We start from the raw sequence: 20,538 nt of genomic DNA, 5'->3' as shown, positions 1-20,538 counted from the left end.
ACTGAACATTACGCCTGATGGCCAGCTCTGAAACCGGGTTCGACAGCACCGTTCCGATCATTTTCCGCCGGGACGCCACCCGTGGTCCGCATCGCGGACGGCAGCAGAAAACGCCGCGCGGCCACCATCACTGCCAGCGCGGCGACACCGCCGCCGCCCGCGACCGCGAAACCCGCGGCCGCGCCGCCCAGCTCCACCGCCGGGCCCACTACGGACGTACCCACCGCGGCCCCCACCCCGAACGTGGTGACCAGCCACGAAAAGGCCTCCGTGACCGTGCCGCGCGGCGCGTGCCGGTCCACCACCACGAACGCGCACGCCAGCGCCGGGGCCAGGAACACCCCCGCGAGCCCGGTCAGCGCCGTCATCCCCGCCACGCCCGGCACCAGCGGCAGCGGCAGGTATCCGAGCGCCAGCAGCCCGATCAGCACCCGCAGCCGGTTCTCCGGCTCCCCCGGCCACTCCCGTGCCCCGTACACCACACCGCCGACCAGCGCCCCCGCGCCCAGCGCGGAGAGCAGATAGCTGGACACCATGCCGCCGCCGTGCGTGTCGGCGTACGCCACCGCCGCCACCGCGATCGACCCCAGCGCCAGCCCGACGAAGAAGAACGACCCGACGAGCACGAGCATCCCGGAGGAGCGCAGCGCACCCAGCCAGTGCGCCTCGCGCGGCGCGCTGCGCCATTCGCGGGACGGGGCCGAGACGACCACGGAGAGCGCGCCCAGCACCCCGAGCAGGTTGATGACGAGCAGCGCCACCCGCTCGGACCAGGCCGCGACGCTCAGCGTCACCAGCAGCGGGCCGACCGCGAACATCACTTCCTGGGCCACCGCGTCCAGCGCGTACGCCGCGTGAACCCGCTCCGGGCGCTTCAGCACCCCGGGCCACAGCGCCCGCAGCCCGCCCTCCAGCGGTGGCGTGAAGAACCCGGCGACCACCATCGCCGCGTACGCCGGCCAGAGCGGGTCGATGCCGACGGCGGCCAGCAGGACCATCCCCAAGGCCGACAGGACGGCCGAGGGGAGCATGACCCTCGGCTGGCCCCACAGGTCCACCGCGCGGCCCAGCAGCGGCTGTCCTACGGCGTTGCAGACGCCGTACACGGCCGACAGCGCACCCGCCAGGGCGTAGCTGCCGCCCTCGGCACGGGTGAAGAGCACCACGGCCAGCGCGGCCGTGGCGTTCGGCAGCCGGCCGACCAGCGTGCCGGCCAGCAGCCGCGCCGCGTGGCGCGTCCTGAGCAGCTCCGCGTACCCCGCGGCCATGTCCGCCCCTCTCCCCCGGCCTCCGAGCCGGTCAGCCACCGTGAAGTTTTACGTATAACGCAACCCGCCATACGTACCACGACCACTCACCGGCGGTCCACCGCTGGGCTCTGGACACGGTCCGAACCACCGGCCTCGGGCCGCACGGGCCCGATCCCGGCCGCCGCAGCGGTGCGTACGCCGCGCCCCCTCCTACGTACCATTGCCGCTGACCGCGGATCGGCACGGACCGCAGCACCGCGCGCACGACCACAGCACCGCCGCACGAAGGGCAGCCACACCAGTGACCGAAGAGGGGGCGGCGCGGGGCGACGTGGCGGACGCGCGGGGAGCGACCGCCGCGCCGGGCGCGGGGGCACGTGGCGCCGGAGCACACCCGGCCGCCGACGCCCCCCGTGTCACCAGCAAGGACGTGGCGCGCGCCGCCGGCGTCTCGCAGGCCGCCGTCTCCCTCGTCCTCGGCGACAAGTGGCGCGGCCGGGTCTCGCAGGCCAAGGCCGACGCCGTACGCGCCGCCGCACGCGAACTCGGCTACCGGCCCAACCTCGCGGCGCGCAGCCTCCGCCTCGGCCGTACCCGTACGGCGCTGCTCGTCGTCCCGGCCCTCACCACCGAATTCTTCGCCCGCGTCTACACCGGCGCCGCCCGCATCGCCGCCGACAGCGGCTTCGGCCTCGTCCTCTACCCCTCCCCCGAGGGCATCGGCCCCGCACGGGACCCCTTCGACTCGGCGCGCGCCACCCTCGACGGCGTCATCGCCTCCTCCATGGCGGCCGACGCCCTCGCCGCGCTCTACGGCGAGGGCCTCCCCCTCGTCATGCTCGACAGCGATCCCGACAGCACCCCGGCGGCCGCCACCGTCAACCTCGACATCGCCGACGGCGCCCGCCGCACCGCCGACCACCTGCTCGGCCTCGGCCACCGCCGCCTGACCCACCTCGCGGCGGCCGTCGACTCCTGGACCTTCCACCTGCGCGCCGGAGCCCTGGCCGAGGCCGTACGCGCCGTACCGGGCGCCACCCTGCGCACCGAACCCGCACCGCTCAGCGTGGACGCCGGACTCCGCGCCGCGCACGCGGCACTCACCGCGCCGGGCCCCCGCCCCACCGCCCTCGTCTGCGACGACGACCTGCTCGCCGCGGGCGCCTGCAAGGCAGCCCGCCGCCTCGGCCTCCGCGTCCCCGAGGACGTCTCCGTCACCGGCTTCGACGACCTCGCCCTGGCCACCGCGCTCGAACCCGAACTCACCACCGTACGGCTGCCCGCCGAGGAGTTCGGCGCCGCCGGCATGCGCGCCCTCATCGACGTACTCGACGGCCGGCCGCCCGCAGCGCCCACCACCCTGCCCGTCGAACTGGTCGCCCGCGGCTCCACCGCCGCGCCGCCTCCCGACGCGCCGTAAGGCGGCGCGGCCCCGAAACGCCGCGCGCCCCGGCAGGCAGGGCCCACCGGGGCGGCGCGGAACGCCGGAAGCGCGGCTCAGCTCTCGGAGTCGGAGCCCTCCTCGGCCTCGCCGCCGGCCTCGCCGGACTCGGCGGCCGGCGTCGCGGCAGCGCCGTCCGCCTCCAGCAGCCGGGCCAGCTGACGGCCCAGCACCCGCTTGAACTTCCGCTGCTGCGGCCGCTTGCGGTCCAGCACCGCGACCTCCAGCTGCTCGGCGGTCAGCGTGCGCTCCCCGCCGTTGTTGTCCCGCGACAGCGACTCAACGGCGAGCTTCAGCGCCTCGCCCAGCGTCATGCCGTCCCGGTGGTGCTGATCGAGGTAGCTGCTGATCTGGTCGGCATTGCCGCCGACCGCGACCGAACCGTGCTCGTCCACGATCGAACCGTCATGCGGCAGCCGGTAGATCTGGTCGTCCTCCGGGGTGGCACCCACCTCGGCGACCAGCAGCTCCACCTCGTACGGCTTCTCGCCCGCACTGGAGAAGATCGCGCCGAGCGTCTGGGCGTAGGTATTCGCCAGCCCGCGCGCCGTCACGTCCTCACGGTCGTAGGTGTACCCCCGCAGATCGGCGTAGCGCACACCACCGATCCGGAGGTTCTCGAACTCGTTGTATTTGCCGACCGCCGCGAAGGCGATCCGGTCATAGATCTCACTGACCTTGTGCAGTGCACGGGAAGGATTCTCGGCGACGAAAACGACGCCGTCGGCATACTGCAGGACGACAACACTGCGACCACGCGCGATGCCCTTGCGGGCGTATTCGGCGCGATCGGCCATGGCCTGCTGGGGTGAGACATAGAACGGCGTCGACACCGGCTATCCGTCCCTTTCTGTCAATGGCTCTCTCACGGCGAAAGCCCCTCCGGATCCGTCATCCACTGTCGTCACGTCAGAGCAGCGCGGCCCGCGGACCGTCGGGCTGCTCCATACGCCGCTCGTGGACGGCACGGGCGATCTCGGAGACCTCGTCCTCGGTGAGCTTCTTGAAACCCTCGTCATTGATCACCGTGACGATGGGATAGATCCGCCGGCCCATGTCCGGACCACCGGTGGCCGAGTCGTCGTCCGCCGCGTCGTAGAGCGCCTGCACGACCGCGGTCGTCGCCTCGCCCTCGGAGAAGTCGTCCCGGAAGAGCTTCTTCAGAGCACTGCGCGCGAACACCGACCCGGAGCCGGTCGCCGCGTACCCCTTCTCCTCGGAACGCCCGCCGGTCACGTCGTACGAGAAAATACGGCCCTTCTCGCGGTCCAGGTCGTACCCCGCGAACAGCGGCACCACGGCCAGGCCCTGCATGGCCATGCCCAGGTTGCTGCGGATCATCGTCGAGAGGCGGTTCGCCTTGCCCTCCAGGGACAGCTGCGCACCCTCGACCTTCTCGTAATGCTCCAGCTCCAGCTGGAAGAGCTTGACCATCTCGACGGCCAGGCCCGCGGTGCCGGCGATGCCGACCGCGCTGTACTCGTCCGCCGGGAAGACCTTCTCGATGTCCCGCTGCGCGATGACGTTGCCCATCGTCGCCCGGCGGTCACCGGCGAGCACGACGCCCCCCGGGAAGGTCGCCGCCACGATCGTCGTGCCGTGCGGCGCCTCGATCGCACCCTGCACGGGCGGCAGCGGCCGGTTCCCCGGCAGCAGCTCCGGCGAGTGCTCACTGAGAAAGTCCATGAACGAGGAGGACCCAGGCGTCAGGAAGGCAGCCGGTAGACGCCCGGTGTTGTGAGTATTGGCTTCCACACGTTTCCTTCCGGATATGCGATGGCCCGACGCGCGACGTCGGGGTCACCCTGAAACTTGCCTAGTGCCGAACAGAAGTCGAAGCAGTATGCCCCGGACCTTACCTCTCCCGTGATCATGATTCTCATGCACGGGCAGGGGCTTGAGGCGGGTACCGCTGCGCCGCCGGGGAGGGCTGCTTCGGCCACGCGTCGTCCTGCGCCGGCGAAGGCCGCTCGCGGCGTCCGAAGGTGACGCCGCGAGCAGCTCCCCGACTCACAACCGCTGGCCGGCACCCCGACCAACTCGACTGAATGCCTTCGTTACGAAGGCGAGATCACTCTCCGCCCTTCTGAACGAAGGAGCGAACGAAGTCCTCGGCGTTCTCCTCGAGCACGTCGTCGATCTCGTCCAGGACGGAGTCCACGTCGTCCGACAGCTTCTCCTGGCGTTCCTTGAGGTCCTCGGACGCCTCAGCGTCCTGGGTCTGCTCCTCGACCTCTTCGGTGCTGCGCGAAGCCTTCTGCTGCCCGCCGCCGGTGTCCTTGGTCGCCATATCCCTCACCCCGCTCGGTTCGCCCCGCTCGATGTGACTGTCAAGATCAGACCCTACAAGCTGGGTCCGACATCGGCCCTGCACTTTCCCTCAACGTTCGGGACCCACTTCGATGATTCCCGCCGGGCGGCCTTTTCAGCCGCCCGGCGGGGACCGGATCGGTCACGATCGGGCCGCTCATCAGGCCGTGAGCGGCCCGTACGCGCCCTCGCCGCCTCAGCCGCCGCTCAGCACCCGCACCAGGTCTTCCGCCGTGCGGCAGCGGTCCAGGAGCTCCTTGACGTGGTTCCGCGTGCCCCGCAGCGGCTCCAGGGTCGGAACCCGCTGGAGGGAGTCGCGGCCCGGCAGATCGAAGATCACCGAGTCCCAGGAGGCGGCCGCGACGTCGTCCGCGTACTGCTCCAGGCAGCGGCCCCGGAAGTAGGCCCGGGTGTCCTCCGGCGGCTTGATCTCCGCCGTCTCCACGTCCGGCTCGGTCAGCAGCCGCTGCATCTTGCCGCGCGCCGCCAGCCGGTTGTACAGGCCCTTGTCGGGCCGTACGTCGGCGTACTGGAGGTCGACCAGGTGCAGCCGCGCGGCGTCCCAGTCCAGGCTGTCACGGCGCCGGTAGCCCTCCATGAGCTCCCGCTTCGCGACCCAGTCCAGGGTGCCGGACAGGCTCATCGGGTCGTTCTCCAGCCGGCCCAGCACGTCCTCCCAGCGGGTGAGGACGTCCTTGGTCTGCTCGTCGGCGTCGGCGCCGAACCGCTCCTCGACGTACTTACGCGCCAGCTCGTAGTACTCCATCTGGAGCTGTACGCCGGTGAGCGTCCGGCCGCTGCGGAGCGTGATCAGGTGCTGCAGCGACGGGTCGTGCGAGACCTGGTGGAGGGTGCGCACGGGCTGGTCGACGGCGAGGTCGACATTGATGAAGCCGTCCTCGATCATGGAGAGGACCAGGGCCGTCGTGCCGAGCTTGAGGTACGTCGAGATCTCGGAGAGGTTCGCGTCGCCGATGATCACGTGCAGCCTGCGGTACTTCTCCGCGTCGGCGTGCGGCTCGTCGCGGGTGTTGATGATGGGCCGCTTGAGCGTCGTCTCCAGCCCCACCTCCACCTCGAAGTAGTCGGCGCGCTGACTGAGCTGGAAGCCGTGCTCGTGGCCGTCCTGGCCGATGCCGACCCGCCCCGCGCCGCAGACGACCTGCCGGGAGACGAAGAAGGGGGTGAGGTGGCGCACGATGTCCGAGAAGGGGGTCTCCCGCTTCATCAGGTAGTTCTCGTGCGTGCCGTAGGAGGCGCCCTTGTTGTCGGTGTTGTTCTTGTAGAGGTGGATCGGCTGGGCGCCGGGGACCTGGCCGGCCTTCTCGGCGGCCTCGGCCATGATGCGCTCGCCGGCCTTGTCCCACAGCACGGCGTCGCGCGGATTGGTGACCTCGGGGGCGCTGTACTCGGGGTGCGCGTGGTCGACGTAGAGCCGCGCACCGTTGGTGAGGATGACGTTGGCCAGGCCGATGTCCTCGTCGGTGAGCTGGCTGGCGTCCGCATTCTCGCGCGCGAGGTCGAAGCCGCGGGCGTCCCGCAGCGGGTTCTCCTCCTCGAAGTCCCACCGGGCGCGGCGCGCCCGGTGCATCGCCGCCGCGTAGGCGTTGACGACTTGGGACGAGGTGAGCATGGCATTGGCGTTGGGGTGGCCGGGAACGGAGATGCCGTACTCCGTCTCGATGCCCATTACTCGCCGTACGGTCATGCGGCCCTCCTTGCCCGGCGGCGCCCCCGGCTGGGGTCGGCGCTCAAGTACCGCTGCGCTTCCGGTCCGTATGCGGTCCCCGCTTCCGCACGTAGTAGTGCGGCGGTACCGAAGAGCCTAGAACGCCGGAACGGCGCTGGGGAGATCATTACAGTCATTGCTCCAGTCCGGTTTTCCCTGTTCCGCCGGGTCCCCTCCAGGGCGCGTCCCACCCCTGGAAATGCGTCCGGCTGCGGACGCCCCGCCTGGGACATCCGCAGCCGGTGAGCGGTGTTACAGGTACTGACCGGTGTTCGCCACCGTGTCGATGGAGCGGCCGGTGTCCGCGCCCTGCTTGCCGGTGACGAGGGTGCGGATGTAGACGATCCGCTCGCCCTTCTTGCCGGAGATGCGGGCCCAGTCGTCGGGGTTGGTGGTGTTGGGGAGGTCCTCGTTCTCCTTGAACTCGTCCACGCACGCCTGGAGCAGGTGGGCGACCCGGAGGCCCTTCTGGTTCTGCTCGAGGAAGGCCTTGATCGCCATCTTCTTGGCGCGTCCGACAATGTTCTCGATCATGGCGCCGGAGTTGAAGTCCTTGAAGTACAGGACTTCCTTGTCACCGTTGGCGTAGGTGACCTCCAGGAAGCGGTTCTCCTCGGACTCCGCGTACATCTGCTCGACGACCGACTGGATCATGGCGCTGACCGCGGCCTTCGGCGATCCGCCGTGCTCGGCGAGGTCGTCGGCGTGCAGCGGCAGCCGGTCCGTGAGGTACTTCGAGAAGATGTCCTTGGCGGCCTCGGCGTCCGGACGCTCGATCTTGATCTTCACGTCCAGCCGGCCGGGGCGCAGGATCGCCGGGTCGATCATGTCCTCGCGGTTCGAGGCACCGATGACGATCACATTTTCCAGGCCCTCCACGCCGTCGATCTCGGAGAGCAGCTGCGGAACGATGGTGTTCTCCACGTCCGAGCTGACGCCCGAGCCACGGGTGCGGAAGAGGGAGTCCATCTCGTCGAAGAAGACGATGACGGGCGTGCCCTCACTGGCCTTCTCCCGCGCCCGCTGGAAGACCAGGCGGATGTGCCGCTCGGTCTCACCGACGTACTTGTTGAGGAGCTCGGGGCCCTTGATGTTGAGGAAGAAGCTCTTCCCCGCGGGCTTGCCGGTCACCTCGGCGACCTTCTTGGCCAGGGAGTTGGCGACCGCCTTGGCGATGAGCGTCTTGCCGCAGCCGGGCGGGCCGTAGAGCAAGACACCCTTCGGCGGGCGCAGTTCGTGCTCCTTGAACAGATCGGGGTAGAGATACGGGAGCTCGACGGCGTCCCGGATCAGCTCGATCTGGCCGCCCAGACCGCCGATCTTGGTGTAGTCGATGTCCGGTACCTCTTCGAGGACCAGCTCTTCGACCTCGCTCTTGGGGATGACCTCGTAGACGTAGCCGGAGCGGGGCTCGAGCAGCAGGGCGTCGCCGGGACGGATGGTGACGTCCAGCAGCGGCTCGGCGAGCCGTACCACCCGTTCCTCGTCGGTGTGCCCGATGACCAGGGCGCGCTCGCCGTCCTCGAGGATCTCCTTGAGGGTGACGATGTCCCCGGCCCGCTCGAACTCCATGGCCTCGACCACGTTGAGCGCTTCGTTGAGCATGACCTCCTGGCCACGCCTGAGCTCTGCGAGCTCGACGCTCGGGCTGACATTCACACGGAGCTTTCGGCCTCCGGTGAAGATGTCGGCCGTGTCGTCCTCGTTCGCCTGCAGGAAGACGCCGAAGCCGGCCGGCGGCTGAGCGAGCCGGTCGACCTCCTCCTTGAGCGCGACGATCTGGTCGCGGGCCTCACGGAGTGTGTTGGCGAGCCGCTCGTTCTGAGCCGATACGCCAGCCAGGTTTGTCTGCAGCTCGACGATCCGCTCTTCGAGAATCCTCGTGTGACGCGGAGAGTCGGCGAGCTTGCGTCGCAGGACGGCGATCTCCTGCTCGAGATAGGCAACCTGGCCGGCAGGGTCGTCAGACCCCCGCCCCGGCCGGATGCCGCGGTTGATGTCGTCGTCGTGGGCTGCCACGGTCCTCACCTCCTCCAAGGGGAGCTGGACGCTTCCTGACCCTACCTGGGCCGGTGCAGGTTGAAACCCCTAGATCGAAAAGACTGTCGGGGTGTGTCCGATCTTCACCCTTGCGCACGTCCTCACCCTGGGGTGATACCCACCCGACAACATCCGAAAGCGACCGGTTGTATCGTCGACACGGTCAACACCCGTCAGGGGTGGCACCACTTAGTCGGCAACGATGGAACGTACGCGGGAACGGCAGGCGAGATGAGCGCCCAGGAAGAAGTCACCGAGCTCGAGGTCTGGATCGACCAGGACCTGTGCACGGGGGACGGCATCTGCGCGCAGTACGCGCCGGAGGTCTTCGAGCTCGACATCGACGGGCTGGCGTACGTGAAGAGCGCCGACGACGAGCTGCTGCAGGAGAAGGGCGCCACCACTCCGGTCCCGCTGCCGCTGCTCAACGACGTGCGGGACTCCGCGAACGAGTGCCCCGGCGACTGCATCCACGTGCGCCGCGTGTCGGACAAGACGGAGGTCTACGGGCCGGACGCGGAGTAGCCGCGGGAGGACGCCTCGCGACCGGTTGCCGGCGCGGGGCGGGGCCGGGCTCCGGCGGTCGCGGGCGGCTGTCCGCGGGGCGTGACGGGTTTGCCAGCAGGGCCTGGCGGTTCCTGGTGGACCATGGCCGGTTTCCGGCGGGGCATGGGCGGTTCCTGGCAGGCGACGGCCGGTTCTGACGGGTCCGTGGCCGGTTTCCGGCGGGTCCACGGCCGGTCTGCAGCGGGGCGCGGGCGTTCCGTACGGGCTCGGCCGGTACGTGTAGCGGCCTCTTCCGGTACGTGTACCGGACTCCGGCCGGTCGTTATCGGGCTCCGGCCGGTCGTTGTCGAACCTCGGACGGTCCGTGCCGGGCTTCGACGGTCCGTACTGTGCTTCTACGGCCCGTACTGGGCTTCAACCGTCCGTACTGGGCTTGGGACGGCCCGTATCGGCCTGGGGCCGGGCGGTGCCTGGCAATGACCGGCAGCGCCCGCCCGTATGCCGCCGCCCGTCGGCCGTCGACCGACGGGCCTTCACGGCCGGGCCTCTCAGACGCCTCGGGACTCGGAGACGTCGCCATTCGACGCGGGGAGTTCGCTCTGGACGAACTTCCCGTTCTGCCACTGCCACTTGGCGCCCTTGCGGACGTCGGGGCAGCAGCGCGGCACATCGGTGGCGGAGTACCCCAGCAGCGTGGCGCGCACGGCCCGGCCGGTCAGCCCGAGGTCCTGCACGCTCATCTTTTCCCTGGGGTCGACGAGGGTCGCCACCACGCGCGGCGCTGCGCCCTTCACGGAGGGCGTGGCGAGGACGTACACACCGCTGGGCGGGGTGCCCATCTCGGCCTTGCAGCGCACCACCGCGACGGTCTCGGGGCCGCCGTCGCCGTCGAGGTCCCCCGAGACCTTGTCGGTCACCTGTACCGGGTTGGGGCCGCAGTCGAGGGGGTAGTGCGCGGCGCGGGCGTCCGGGGCGGTGGCCGCGGGGGCCGGCCGGGCGCCGGACGAGGTCGCGGCGGAGGCGGTGGGGACCGTGGCAGTGGGCTGGACCAGGGAGGCGAGGGCGACCACGCCGGCGACGGCGGTCGCCGTGGCGAGCCACTGCATGGGGGTCGTGCTGGTGTGCGGAAGGTCCGGACCTGCCAAGGACTGCACGCGGGATAACTCCTGGGAAGAGCTGTGGCGGTGGGGGTTGCCGGGCATCGTTCCACACGACGCACCGCCACGGAACCAACAAGTCCGGGCCAAGAAGAAAACTTGAGGAACTCGGCCCTTGTCCTGGAAACGCGGGTGCCGCGCCGGTGGTTCCCGTACCGGTGAAAACGGCACGGACGGGATGATTCCGCGGTCACCGCCGCCCGGTGGCCCCTGGTAGCCGCCTGACCGGCACGCGGAGCGCCCGTTCGCCGCCCGTTCGCCGCGCGGTCGCCACCGGGTACGGGGCCTGTACGCCACCGGGTATGCGTCGGCGCCGCCCGTGGTTCCCTGCGGGGAACTCACGGGCGGCGCCGTTCGGTTCGGTACGCGATGGAGAGGGCTGCCTCCGGACCGGAGCGCCGGCCACCCGTGGCGCCGGCTCTCCCGTCGGATGCGCGGCCACCGGCGGCGGGCGCCGGCTCCCGTACGTCAGCTCTCGGTGGTGTCTCCGCCGCTCTCCTGGCCCGCGGCCTGCTCCTGCTGCTCGCGCGCCTTCTTCTCGCGCAGCTTCTGGGCCGGGCTCTTGTGGGTCTCGGCGGGCGCGGACTGGCCACCGGGGCCGGTGTAGTCCTCGCCGTACGCGCCCTTGGCGGGCCGGCGGCGGCGCAGCGGCGGCTCCACGCCGTCCGCGAGGCGGCGGGCGGTGAGCAGGAAGCCGGTGTGGCCGATCATGCGGTGGTCGGGGCGGACGGCGAGGCCCTCGACGTGCCAGGTGCGGACCATGGTCTCCCAGGCCGACGGCTCGTTGAAGGTGCCGTGCTCGCGGATGGCCTCCACCGTGCGGGCCATCTGCGTCGTGGTGGCGACGTACGCGCACAGGATGCCGCCCGGGACGAGCGCCTTGGAGACGGCGTCCAGGCACTCCCACGGGGCGAGCATGTCCAGGATGACCCGGTCGACGTCCGTGTCGGAGAGGTTGTCCTGGAGGTCACCGACGGTGAGCGTCCAGGCGGGGTGCGGGCCCCCGAAGTACCGCTCGACGTTCTGAGTGGCGATCTCGGCGAAGTCGGCGCGCCGCTCGTAGCTGTGCAGCATGCCCTGGTCGCCGATGGCGCGCAGCAGGAAGCTGCTGAGCGACCCGGATCCCACTCCCGCCTCGACGACGCGGGCGCCGGGGAAGATGTCGGCCATCGCCAGGATCTGCCCCGCGTCCTTGGGGTAGACCACGGCGGCACCGCGGGGCATGGACAGGACGTAGTCGGGGAGCAGGGGGCGCAGCGCGAGGTAGGCGACGTTCCCGGTGGTACGGACAACACTGCCCTCGGGAGCGCCGATCAGCTCGTCGTGGGGGAAGGCTCCCTTGTGGGTGTGGAAGCTCTTCCCCGCTTCGAGCGTGAACGTGTAGTGGCGACCCTTGGGATCGGTGAGCTGGACCTGGTCCCCGACCTTGAAGGGCCCGCGACGGCGGGCGGCACCGGTCGGTTCGGACATGTGACCAGCCTACCGGGCGCACGGACCGCTCCGTACCAGGGCGGGTCGGGCGGCGCACCGGGGCGGGTCGGACAGCCGTACGCGCCGGGCTCCCCGGGACCGGGGCCAGCACGGGCGCCTGCGCCTGCGCCTGCCGCAGAGGATCCGCCTACGAGACCGGCGCGGGCGCTGCGCCTACGTGGCCGGTGCGCCCGCCGCGGCCGTACGCCTGTCGCGGCAGCGCCCCTGTCACGGGCAGCGCCCCTCTCGCGGCCGCTGCGGCCACCGCACGCACTGCGCTTGCCGCGGGCTCTGCGGCCACCGCACACGCTGCGCCTGCCGCGGGCGCTGCGCCTGCCGCACGCGCTGCGCCTACATGGCCGGTCGAACACCCCCGTCCCCCCAGCCGGGGGTTACCCAGGAGGGGCGGGCGGGAACCGGCCCGCGCGACCGTGCGCCCCGCCCGTGCCCCTCAGGACGGGTGAGGCCACAGAACAGACGGGCGGGGCCCTCAGGACGGCGAGCCCCCCTCAGCGGCCCAGGTCGCCTCAGGACGGGCGGGCCATGGCTGCCACGAAGGCCTTTTCGACGTCGGCGGTGGAGAGGACGCCGTAGATCTCGCCGGTGTCCTCCACGACCAGGTACTCGGTGGCCGGGGTGGCGCGGAGGTGGTCCAGCAGGTCCTCGCCGGCCAGCTCGGCCGGTACCCGCATGCCCTCCTTCAGCTCCTGGGCAAGGCCGCCGACCGCGACCCACGGGCGGCGGTGCTCGGGGATGGCCACGATCGCCGTCTCGCGTACGACCGCGGTGGGCACGCCGTGCCCGTCGACGACCACCAGGGCGCGGGCACCCGCGTCATTGGCGCGGCGCAGCGCCTCGGAGAGCGGCAGGCTCGGCTCCACGGGGACGGCGCGCCGGGTGAGCGTACGGGCGCGGAGGTCGGGGAGGTGTTCGCGGAGCCGGGCCATGCGCAGGCTGTTGCCGGCCCCGGTCCAGATGATCGCGGCGAGGATCGCGGCGAGCAGGGCGTCGCTGAGGGAGTCGACGCCGCCGATGTCGGGGCGTTCGTTGCCCAGCGCCCCGGTGTGGGTGAGCAGCGGCAGTCCGACGAGGACGGCGACGGCGAGCGCGCGGCCGACCCAGGCGGCGGCGACGGTGCCGGTCATCGGCTTGCCGCTGATGGCCCAGACGACGGCGCGGAGCATCCGGCCGCCGTCGAGCGGGAGGCCGGGGAGCAGGTTGAAGATCGCCACGATGAGGTTGGAGATCATCAGCCCGGCGACCAGTACGCCGGGGACCGTGCCGGGCTCGACGAGGTACATCGCGCCGTAGAAGACCGCGGCGAGGACGAGGGAGAGCAGCGGGCCCACGAAGGCGAGGACGAACTCCCGCCCCGGGGTCTCGGACTCCTTCTCGATCTCCGAGACGCCGCCGAAGAACTGGAGCTGGATACGGCGCACGGGGAGCTTGAAGCGGAGCGCGGCGACGGTGTGCGCCAGCTCGTGCACCAGTACGGACGCGTAGAAGGCGACGGCGAAGAAGAGGGAGACGAGGTAGCGGGCGGCGCCGAGCTCGGGCAGGACGCGCTCCAGCTGGCCGCCGAAGACCCAGGTGATGAGGGCGGCGACGAGGAACCAGCTGGGGGCGACGTACACGGGCACGCCGAAGGGCTTGCCCATGAGGATGCCGCCGCCGATCCCCCGGCGTCCGTTGGCGGCGCCGTCGACGGACCCGGGCGTGACGGCGGACCGGCGCTGCGCCCCACCGGGAGCGGGCCCACCGCCGGGAGTAGTCCCACCGGGCGCGGCCCCGCCAGGAGCGGACGCGTCGGGCGCCGATGCCCCGCGGGCGTCGCCCCCCGTCCCGCCGGTCCCGCCCTCGGGGTCACCCTCCGGGGCGCTCCGAGCGGCGCCCCCGGCCGTCTCCAGCCCCTCCTCGGGCGCCGTCTCCGGTGCCGTCTCCGTCACCCTCTCGGGTACGTCCTTTCCGGGTACGTCCTTCGTGGGTGCGTCCTTCGTGGGTACGGCGGCCCCCGGTACGGCGCTCTTCTCGGGTACGCCCCTCTCCGGTACGGCGCTCGGCTCGCCCTTGTCGGAGGCGTCCCTCTCGGGCTCCGGGCCCCCGTCCTGGGCGGGCTCGGGTGCGGCGGCGGACTCCTGGGCGTCCTGCGGGCCCTGCGGCTTCCCGCTCTCGTCCACGGTGTCCCCTCGTCGATGTGCGGCCTTCGCCCTGGCCGGCGTGACCGGTGCGATACCACGATCATGCAGGGCGAAGCGGTCCGCCGTCGATGGTATGCGGAGTGTTGTCGGTGGCGGGCCGTAGGGTCTAGGGCTATGGACACGAGCACCGAGAAGGCCGTAGGGGCTGCGCCGGCCGCGGCGCGCCCGGTGGCGCTGTCGCCCTCCCGCGCGAGCGATTTCATGCAGTGCCCGCTGCTGTACCGCTTCCGGGTGATCGACAAGCTGCCGGAGAAGCCCAGCGAGGCGGCCACCCGGGGCACGGTGGTGCACGCGGTCCTGGAGCGGCTCTTCGACGCGCCGGCCGCCGAGCGTACGGCGACGGGCGCGCGGTCCATGGTGCCGGGCGAGTGGGCGAAGCTGCTGGAGAAGCGCCCGGAGCTGGCCGAGCTGTTCGCGGACGATCCGGAGGGCGAGCGGCTGGCCCGCTGGCTGGCGGAGGCCGAGACGCTGGTGGAGCGGTGGTTCTCGCTGGAGGACCCGACGCGGCTGGAGCCGGCCGACCGCGAGCTGTACGTGGAGACGGTGCTGGACTCGGGGCTGCGGCTGCGCGGCTTCATCGACCGGGTGGACGTGGCGCCGACGGGCGAGGTGCGCCTGGTGGACTACAAGACGGGCAAGGCGCCGCGTCCGGAGTACGCCGAGGGCGCGCTCTTCCAGATGAAGTTCTACGCCCTGGTGGTGTGGCGGCTGAAGGGCGTGCTGCCGCGCCGGCTGCAGCTGGTCTATCTGGGCAGCGGTGACGTGCTGACGTATGACCCGACCGAGGCGGACCTGCGGGGCGTGGAGCGCAAGCTGCTGGCGCTGTGGGACGCGATCCAGCGGGCGACGGACTCGGGCGACTGGCGGCCGCGGCCGACGAAGCTGTGCAACTGGTGCGACCACCAGGCGGTGTGCCCGGAGTTCGGCGGCACTCCCCCGCCGTATCCGCTGGCGCCGGGCGCCGAGGGCGCCGACGGGGGCGCAGCGCCCGCCGGGCCGGTGCTTCCGGTGATCCCCGCGCCGCAGCCCGGAGACGTGGCGGCAGGGCAGAATGGGGCGGCAGGCCAATCGAAGGAGAGTTCGTGACTATCCGCGTCCTGCTGGTCGACGACCAGCCGCTGCTGCGTACCGGCTTCCGGATGATCCTGGAGGCGGAGCAGGACATCGCGGTCGTCGGCGAGGCCGGTGACGGCATGCAGGCGCTGGACCAGGTGCGGGCGCTGCAGCCCGACGTGGTGCTGATGGACATCCGCATGCCGCGGATGGACGGGGTGGAGGCGACCCGCCGGATCACGGGCCCGGAGAAGGACGGCCCGGCGAAGGTGCTGGTGCTGACCACGTTCGACCTGGACGAGTACGTGGTGGAGGCGCTGCGGGCCGGCGCGAGCGGTTTCCTGCTGAAGGACGCCCCGGCGAACGAGCTGGTGCAGGCGATCCGGGTGGTGGCGGCCGGCGAGGCGATGCTCGCGCCGAGCATCACGCGTCGGCTGCTGGACAAGTACGCCACGCATCTGCCGTCGGGCGAGGAGCCGGTGCCGGACACGCTGGGCACGCTCACCGAGCGCGAGGTGGAGGTGCTCAAGCTGGTGGCCCGCGGCCTGTCGAACGCGGAGATCGCGGCGGACCTGTTCGTCAGCGAGACGACGGTGAAGACGCACGTGGGCCATGTGCTGACGAAGCTGGGCCTGCGGGACCGGGTGCAGGCGGCGGTGTACGCGTACGAGAGCGGGCTGGTGCGCCCCGGCGCGCAGTGAGCCGGCGGCCCGGCGCACGGCCGCCGGGCTCGCCGTCCCAGCAGCAAGGCCCGGCGCGGTCCCCCGCGCCGGGCCTTCACTGCTTCACGTCCTCCGGGCCGCTCAGTCCTCGGAGCTCTTGCTGATCTCCCAGAACCGGAAGACGGTCGAGGAGTCCAGCGTCCACTCCAGGCCGGAGACGGTGTCCCGGGCGACGGCGTACTGCTTGCCCTGCCACAGCGGGATGACGGGCAGCTCGTCGGCGACGATCTGCTGCACCTCGCGGTAGTCCTTCTTGGTGGCGCCGCGGTCGGGCTCGGCGGCGGTCCTGGGCAGCAGCTGGCGGGTGATCCGCGGCGAGTCGTAGCCGTTGTTCAGGACGTTGCCCTTGCCGAAGAACGGCTGGGTGAAGTTGTCGGGGTCGGGGTAGTCGGGGACCCAGCCCTTGACGTACACGCCGTACTTGCCGGCGGCGACGCCCTTCTCGTACTGCTCGATCGGCACGCTCCTGACCTTGGCGTCGAAGAGGCCGCTGGCGTTGAGCTGCTTCGCGATCTCCTGCATCGCCGCGTCGGTGTCGGGGCCGTAGCGGGTCGGGGTGGACCAGATGGTGAGCTTGGCCTTGCCCTGGATGCCGGCGGAGCGGAGCGCCGCCTCGGCCTTGTCGCGCTGCGGGCGGGACCCGTAGGTGTCGAAGAAGGCCGTGGTGTGGCCGGTGATGCCGGCCGGGACGATGGAGAACAGCGGCTCGACGGTGCGCTGGTAGACGTCGCGGACCAGGGCCGCGCGGTCGATGGTGTACGCCATGGCCTTGCGGACGCCGAGCTTGCCGGTGACCGGGTCCTTGGTGTTGAGGACCAGGTGCATGACCTCGGCGCTGTCGCCCTCGACGACCTGGGTGTGGCCGCTGTCGACGGCCTGGTCGAGGCCGGCGATGTCCTTGTTGGCGAGGCCGCGGTAGGCGAGGTCGATCTTGCCGCCCTGCACGGCGTCCTTCAGTGCCGTCTGGGAGTCGAAGAACTTCATGGTCATGCCGGAGTTCTTGACCTTGGCGGGCCCCTTGTAGGAGGGGTTGACCGCGAAGCGGGCCTGCTCGTCGTTGTAGCTGCTGAGCTTGTAGACGCCGGAGCCGACGGCCTTGCCGTCGGTGCGGAGCTTGTCGGCCGGGTACTCCTTGCGGTCGACGATGGAGCCGGCACCAGAGGCGATCTTCATGGGGAAGGTCGCGTCGGGCTTCTTCAGGTGGAAGACGACGGTCTTGTCGTCCGGGGTCTGGATCTTGTCCAGGCCGGCGAGCATGACGGCCGGGCCGTCCTTGTCGTTGATCCGCAGGGTGCGGTCGAAGGAGTACTTCACGTCCTTGGACGTGAGCGCGTCCCCGTTGCTGAACTTCAGCCCGTCCTTGAGGATGCAGCGGTAGACCCGGCTGCTGGTGTCGGTGAAGGTGCAGCTCTTGGCGGCTTCCGGCTGGGGCGTGGTGCTGCCCTTGGGGAAGCTGATCAAGGACTGGAAGACGTTGTTGAACAGGAGCCAGGAGCCGGGGTCGTAGCCGGACGCCGGGTCGATCGACTTGATGGCGTCAGTCATGCCCATGACCACGGGTTCACCGACCCCGGCACCCTCGTCGTCGCCCGAGCCGCACCCGGCAAGCAGGGCTGCGGCCAGCCCCGCACACAAGGGGACGGCGAGCAGCTGGTCACGTTTCCTCACGTGCGCGTTCCTCACAGTTGGTGTCGCGGTTGCCTGCCGACGGGGCCGTCGGCCGATGAGAGCGAGCGGCTCGCTCTTCGGGCGGGCCGGCCGGTGCCCGGTGGGGCGCCGGCCGGCCGTTGCTCGGGCGTCAGTCGGCGACGCCGCGGCCCAATTCCCAGATCTGCAGCGCGGAGGAGGAGTTCAGCGCCCACTCCACGCCGGTGATGTCGTCGCGCGCGGCGACGTACTGCTTGCCCTGCCACAGCGGGAGGACGGGAACGTCGTCGGCCACGATGTTCTGTGCCTTCTTGAAGCTGCCGGCGGCGGCGTTGCGGTCGGCCTGCTGCCGGGTGGCGGGGATCAGCTGGTCCTCGATCGTGTGGTTGCGGTACGGGGAGCCGAGGAAGTTGCCCTTGCCGATGAAGGGTGCGAGGTAGTTGTCGGCGTCGGGGATGTCGGCGTACCAGCCCATGCCCCAGACCGGGTACTTCTGCTTGGCGGAGTCCTCGCGGAACTGCTGCCAGCTGTCCACGCCCTTGAGTGTCACGTCGAAGACGCCGTCCTTGTTCAGCTGCTTGCGCAGCTCCTGGAACTCGTCCTTGGTGATCGACCCGTAGTGGTGCTCGGTGTAGGCCAGGGTGAGCTTCACGGGCGTGTGGATGCCCGCGCGCCGCAGGATGTTCTTGGCCTCGGCGGGGTCGGGATTGCCGTACTTGCTGAAGAAGGAGTTGATGTGGCCGGTGAGGCCGGTCGGGACCAGGGAGTACAGCGGGTCGCCGGTGTGCGCGTAGACGTCGCGGACCAGGGCCGGGCGGTCGACCATCTGCGCGACGGCCTGCCGGACGGCCTTGTTGCGCACGGCGGGCGCGTCGGTGTCGAAGGCGAGGTAGCGGATCTCCTGGCCGGGCATCTCCTGGAGCACGACGTGGGAGTCGCGGGAGTTCTGCAGGCCCTCGACCTGTTGCGGCGACAGGCTGCGGTTCATCAGGTCGATGTCGCCCTTGCGGAGCGCCTTCTCCATGGCGTCCGAGTCGTCGAAGAACCGCATCTCGACCTTGTCGTTCTGCGGGTCGATGCCGCCCTTGTACTCGGGGTTGCGGGTGAAGACGGCCTTGGTGACGCGGTTTCCGTTGTGCTCGGCCGCCAGCTTGTACGGGCCGGAGCCGACCAGGTCGAAGCCCTTGTAGAGGGCGTTGCGCGGATAGACCTTGTGGTCGACGATGGCGGCGGCCGGGGTCGCGAGCTTCTGCGGGAAGGTCGCGTCGGGCTTCTTGAGGTGGAAGACCACCTCGTGCCGGCCGGCGGTCTCGACGGTGTCGATGTTGTTCATCAGCGACACGGGGCCGTTGGCGTTGTTGATGCGCAGCATCCGGTCGACGGAGAACTTCACGTCGGCGGCGGTGAGCGAGTCGCCGTTGGAGAACGTCAGGCCGTCGCGGAGGGTGCAGCGGTACTGCTCGTTCTGCGTGTCGCGGAAGCCGCAGGAGCGGGCCGCCTCGGGGACCGGTGCGGTGCCGGTGCGGGGCAGCCGCATCAGGGTCTGGAAGGTGCCGCGGAGGACGTTCCAGGCGCCGACGTCGTAGGTCTGCACGGGGTCGAAGGGGGCCGGTGCCGCCTTGGACGCCTCGATGGTGTCGGTGGTACCGACGACGATCGCCTTACCGTCCCCACCTGCACTGTCGCTGCTGCCGCAGGCGGCCAGTGCAGGGGCGAGCAGGCCGACCAGGGCCGGCAGCACCAAGGTCTTGCGATTCATCGTCGGCAGGTTCCTTATCAGCGCAGAGGTGTTGCTCGCGTCGACATTAGTAGGAACGGTCAGCGGGTCTGTGACACAGCAGAGTTGAGCGCATATCACGCCGGGATAACGCTCCCGGGGTGACCGATATCCGGACACCGGAACGATTCGTACGCTGACTCACCAATCAGGACACTTACCCTCGCCGAACCCTCCGCCTCACCCCCTTGGAACGCCCGTTCCGCCGCTTGTCGAGAGCCGGGCGCGTGATAAACGTCACGGATCATAATGCAACCGGCAGCATGGGAATTCAGCGGAAGCATTAGTCACGGAAAATGAGCGGCCCGCTCCTCAGCGTCCCTTCCCGCTTTCCGTCCGCGACGCTCAGTGCCCGGTCATCCCTTTTCCGTGATGAGCGACCGCAGAAAAGGCAGATCGACCTCTTCCAGCGACCCGACGACGGTGCGCGTGGGCGTTGGCTCGATGGGCAGCAGCGACGGCACCGCCACCACCCGGCAACCGGCCGCCTCGGCCGCCGTCACGCCCGTCACGGTGTCCTCCACCACCGCGCAGCGCGCCGGGTCCACGCCGAGCCGCGCCGCGGCGGTCAGGTACGGGTCGGGGTGCGGCTTGGTCCGCGGGAGATCGTCGCCCGCGAGGGTGAGGTGGAAGTGCTCCGCACCCAGCGAGTCGAGCATGCGGTCGATGATGTCGCGGTGCGAGGCGGAGACCAGCGCGGTCGGCACCCGGTGCGCGGCCAGCTCGGCGAGCAGCCGGCGGGCGCCCGGCATGAGCGGCACCCCGCGCGCGATCCGCTCGGCGAACCGGGCGTTGAGCAGCGTGGTCAGCTCGGCGAGCGCGATCGTGGCGCCGGTGGCCTGGATCAGGTACGAGGCGCTGCGGCTCATCGGGCCGCCGACCACCACTTGGCGGTGCGCCTCGTCCAGGACGTACCCGAGATCGGCGAAGACCTCGGCCTCCGCCTCCCACCAGAAGTTCTCGGTGTCGACGAGGGTGCCGTCCAGATCGAGGAAGACGGCCTGGAGGGTGGAGCCTTCGGCCGTTCGGGTGCCGACGGCGGGGATGCTGCTGGTCATCCGTACACCTCCGTTGCAGGGGTCCCTGGAGGGACAAAAGGGCCGGTCGCCTCTCCTGCGGGAAAGACGACCGGCCGCTACCGGACCGATAAGTGTACGACTGTGCCGGTCCGTACGCTTCGGTGCCCGACCGGACTCCCGGCTTCGGGCCCCGCCGGAACCCGGACCGGCCGGACGGC

The 20,538-nt window shown here is 70.9% G+C and carries 16 protein-coding genes; 4 read left to right on the top strand and 12 right to left on the bottom strand.

Annotated features, from left to right (window positions below):
• Positions 1–8: 8 nt before the first annotated feature.
• Positions 9–1,268 carry an MFS transporter gene (locus C3486_RS19360; RefSeq protein WP_103833985.1) on the bottom strand — a complete coding sequence of 420 codons (1,260 nt, stop codon included), beginning with the start codon at positions 1,266–1,268 and terminating at the stop codon, positions 9–11.
• Positions 1,269–1,680: 412 nt separating this feature from the next.
• On the opposite strand from C3486_RS19360, the gene C3486_RS19355 reads away from it, so the two are divergent.
• Positions 1,681–2,670, top strand: coding sequence for a LacI family DNA-binding transcriptional regulator (locus C3486_RS19355; protein WP_181138608.1), 990 nt, complete (start codon positions 1,681–1,683; stop codon positions 2,668–2,670).
• 77 nt (positions 2,671–2,747) lie between these two features.
• On the opposite strand, the gene prcA is transcribed toward C3486_RS19355, so the two are convergent.
• The 5 genes from prcA to arc form a co-directional block, all read right to left on the bottom strand.
• Positions 2,748–3,524: a proteasome subunit alpha gene (gene prcA, locus C3486_RS19350; RefSeq protein ID WP_103833983.1), complete on the bottom strand. Its 777-nt coding sequence runs from the start codon at positions 3,522–3,524 to the stop codon at positions 2,748–2,750.
• A 76-nt stretch (positions 3,525–3,600) separates the two neighbouring features.
• Positions 3,601–4,446 (bottom strand): proteasome subunit beta, encoded by an 846-nt coding sequence (gene prcB, locus C3486_RS19345; protein WP_103833982.1) that lies wholly within the window; start codon positions 4,444–4,446, stop codon positions 3,601–3,603.
• Positions 4,447–4,762: 316 nt separating this feature from the next.
• Positions 4,763–4,981: a ubiquitin-like protein Pup gene (locus C3486_RS19340; RefSeq protein ID WP_030252037.1), complete on the bottom strand. Its 219-nt coding sequence runs from the start codon at positions 4,979–4,981 to the stop codon at positions 4,763–4,765.
• Positions 4,982–5,197: 216 nt separating this feature from the next.
• Positions 5,198–6,709, bottom strand: coding sequence for a depupylase/deamidase Dop (gene dop / locus C3486_RS19335; protein ID WP_374936896.1), 1,512 nt, complete (start codon positions 6,707–6,709; stop codon positions 5,198–5,200).
• 273 nt (positions 6,710–6,982) lie between these two features.
• Positions 6,983–8,749, bottom strand: coding sequence for a proteasome ATPase (gene arc / locus C3486_RS19330; protein WP_103834004.1), 1,767 nt, complete (start codon positions 8,747–8,749; stop codon positions 6,983–6,985).
• 252 nt (positions 8,750–9,001) lie between these two features.
• Between arc and C3486_RS19325 the strand changes: the two genes are divergently transcribed.
• Positions 9,002–9,295 carry a ferredoxin gene (locus tag C3486_RS19325; protein WP_103833980.1) on the top strand — a complete coding sequence of 98 codons (294 nt, stop codon included), beginning with the start codon at positions 9,002–9,004 and terminating at the stop codon, positions 9,293–9,295.
• A gap of 530 nt (positions 9,296–9,825) precedes the next feature.
• On the opposite strand, the gene C3486_RS19320 is transcribed toward C3486_RS19325, so the two are convergent.
• From C3486_RS19320 to C3486_RS19305, 3 genes are all read right to left on the bottom strand, one after another.
• Positions 9,826–10,431 (bottom strand): hypothetical protein, encoded by a 606-nt coding sequence (locus tag C3486_RS19320; RefSeq protein ID WP_103833979.1) that lies wholly within the window; start codon positions 10,429–10,431, stop codon positions 9,826–9,828.
• Positions 10,432–10,902: 471 nt separating this feature from the next.
• A complete protein-coding gene (locus C3486_RS19315) occupies positions 10,903–11,904 on the bottom strand; it encodes a tRNA (adenine-N1)-methyltransferase (RefSeq protein WP_258052867.1) in 1,002 nt (333 codons plus the stop codon).
• Between the two features lie 527 nt (positions 11,905–12,431).
• Complete coding sequence (locus tag C3486_RS19305; protein WP_258052866.1) at positions 12,432–14,081, bottom strand: site-2 protease family protein; 1,650 nt, start codon at positions 14,079–14,081, stop codon at positions 12,432–12,434.
• A gap of 135 nt (positions 14,082–14,216) precedes the next feature.
• On the opposite strand from C3486_RS19305, the gene C3486_RS19300 reads away from it, so the two are divergent.
• Entirely contained in the window at positions 14,217–15,188 is a 972-nt protein-coding gene (locus tag C3486_RS19300; protein WP_258052865.1) for a RecB family exonuclease, read from the top strand.
• A complete protein-coding gene (locus tag C3486_RS19295; protein ID WP_103833978.1) occupies positions 15,185–15,856 on the top strand; it encodes a response regulator transcription factor in 672 nt (223 codons plus the stop codon). Before C3486_RS19300 ends, C3486_RS19295 begins: the two co-directional genes overlap by 4 nt.
• A 102-nt stretch (positions 15,857–15,958) precedes the next feature.
• Here the strand turns inward: C3486_RS19295 and C3486_RS19290 are convergent, their stop codons facing one another.
• From C3486_RS19290 to C3486_RS19280, 3 genes are all read right to left on the bottom strand, one after another.
• The gene (locus C3486_RS19290; RefSeq protein ID WP_103833977.1) at positions 15,959–17,545 is read right to left on the bottom strand and encodes an ABC transporter substrate-binding protein; all 1,587 of its coding nucleotides are present in this window, start codon (positions 17,543–17,545) and stop codon (positions 15,959–15,961) included.
• A gap of 130 nt (positions 17,546–17,675) precedes the next feature.
• The gene (locus C3486_RS19285) at positions 17,676–19,283 is read right to left on the bottom strand and encodes an ABC transporter substrate-binding protein (protein WP_103833976.1); all 1,608 of its coding nucleotides are present in this window, start codon (positions 19,281–19,283) and stop codon (positions 17,676–17,678) included.
• 374 nt (positions 19,284–19,657) lie between these two features.
• A complete protein-coding gene (locus C3486_RS19280; RefSeq protein WP_103833975.1) occupies positions 19,658–20,359 on the bottom strand; it encodes an HAD family phosphatase in 702 nt (233 codons plus the stop codon).
• Positions 20,360–20,538: the final 179 nt, after the last annotated feature.

This window comes from Streptomyces sp. Ru73 (assembly GCF_002920575.1).
Classification (GTDB): Bacteria; Actinomycetota; Actinomycetes; order Streptomycetales; family Streptomycetaceae; genus Streptomyces.
The sequence above is the reverse complement of the archived record's forward strand: the minus strand, read 5'-3'. Positions and strand labels throughout refer to the sequence as shown.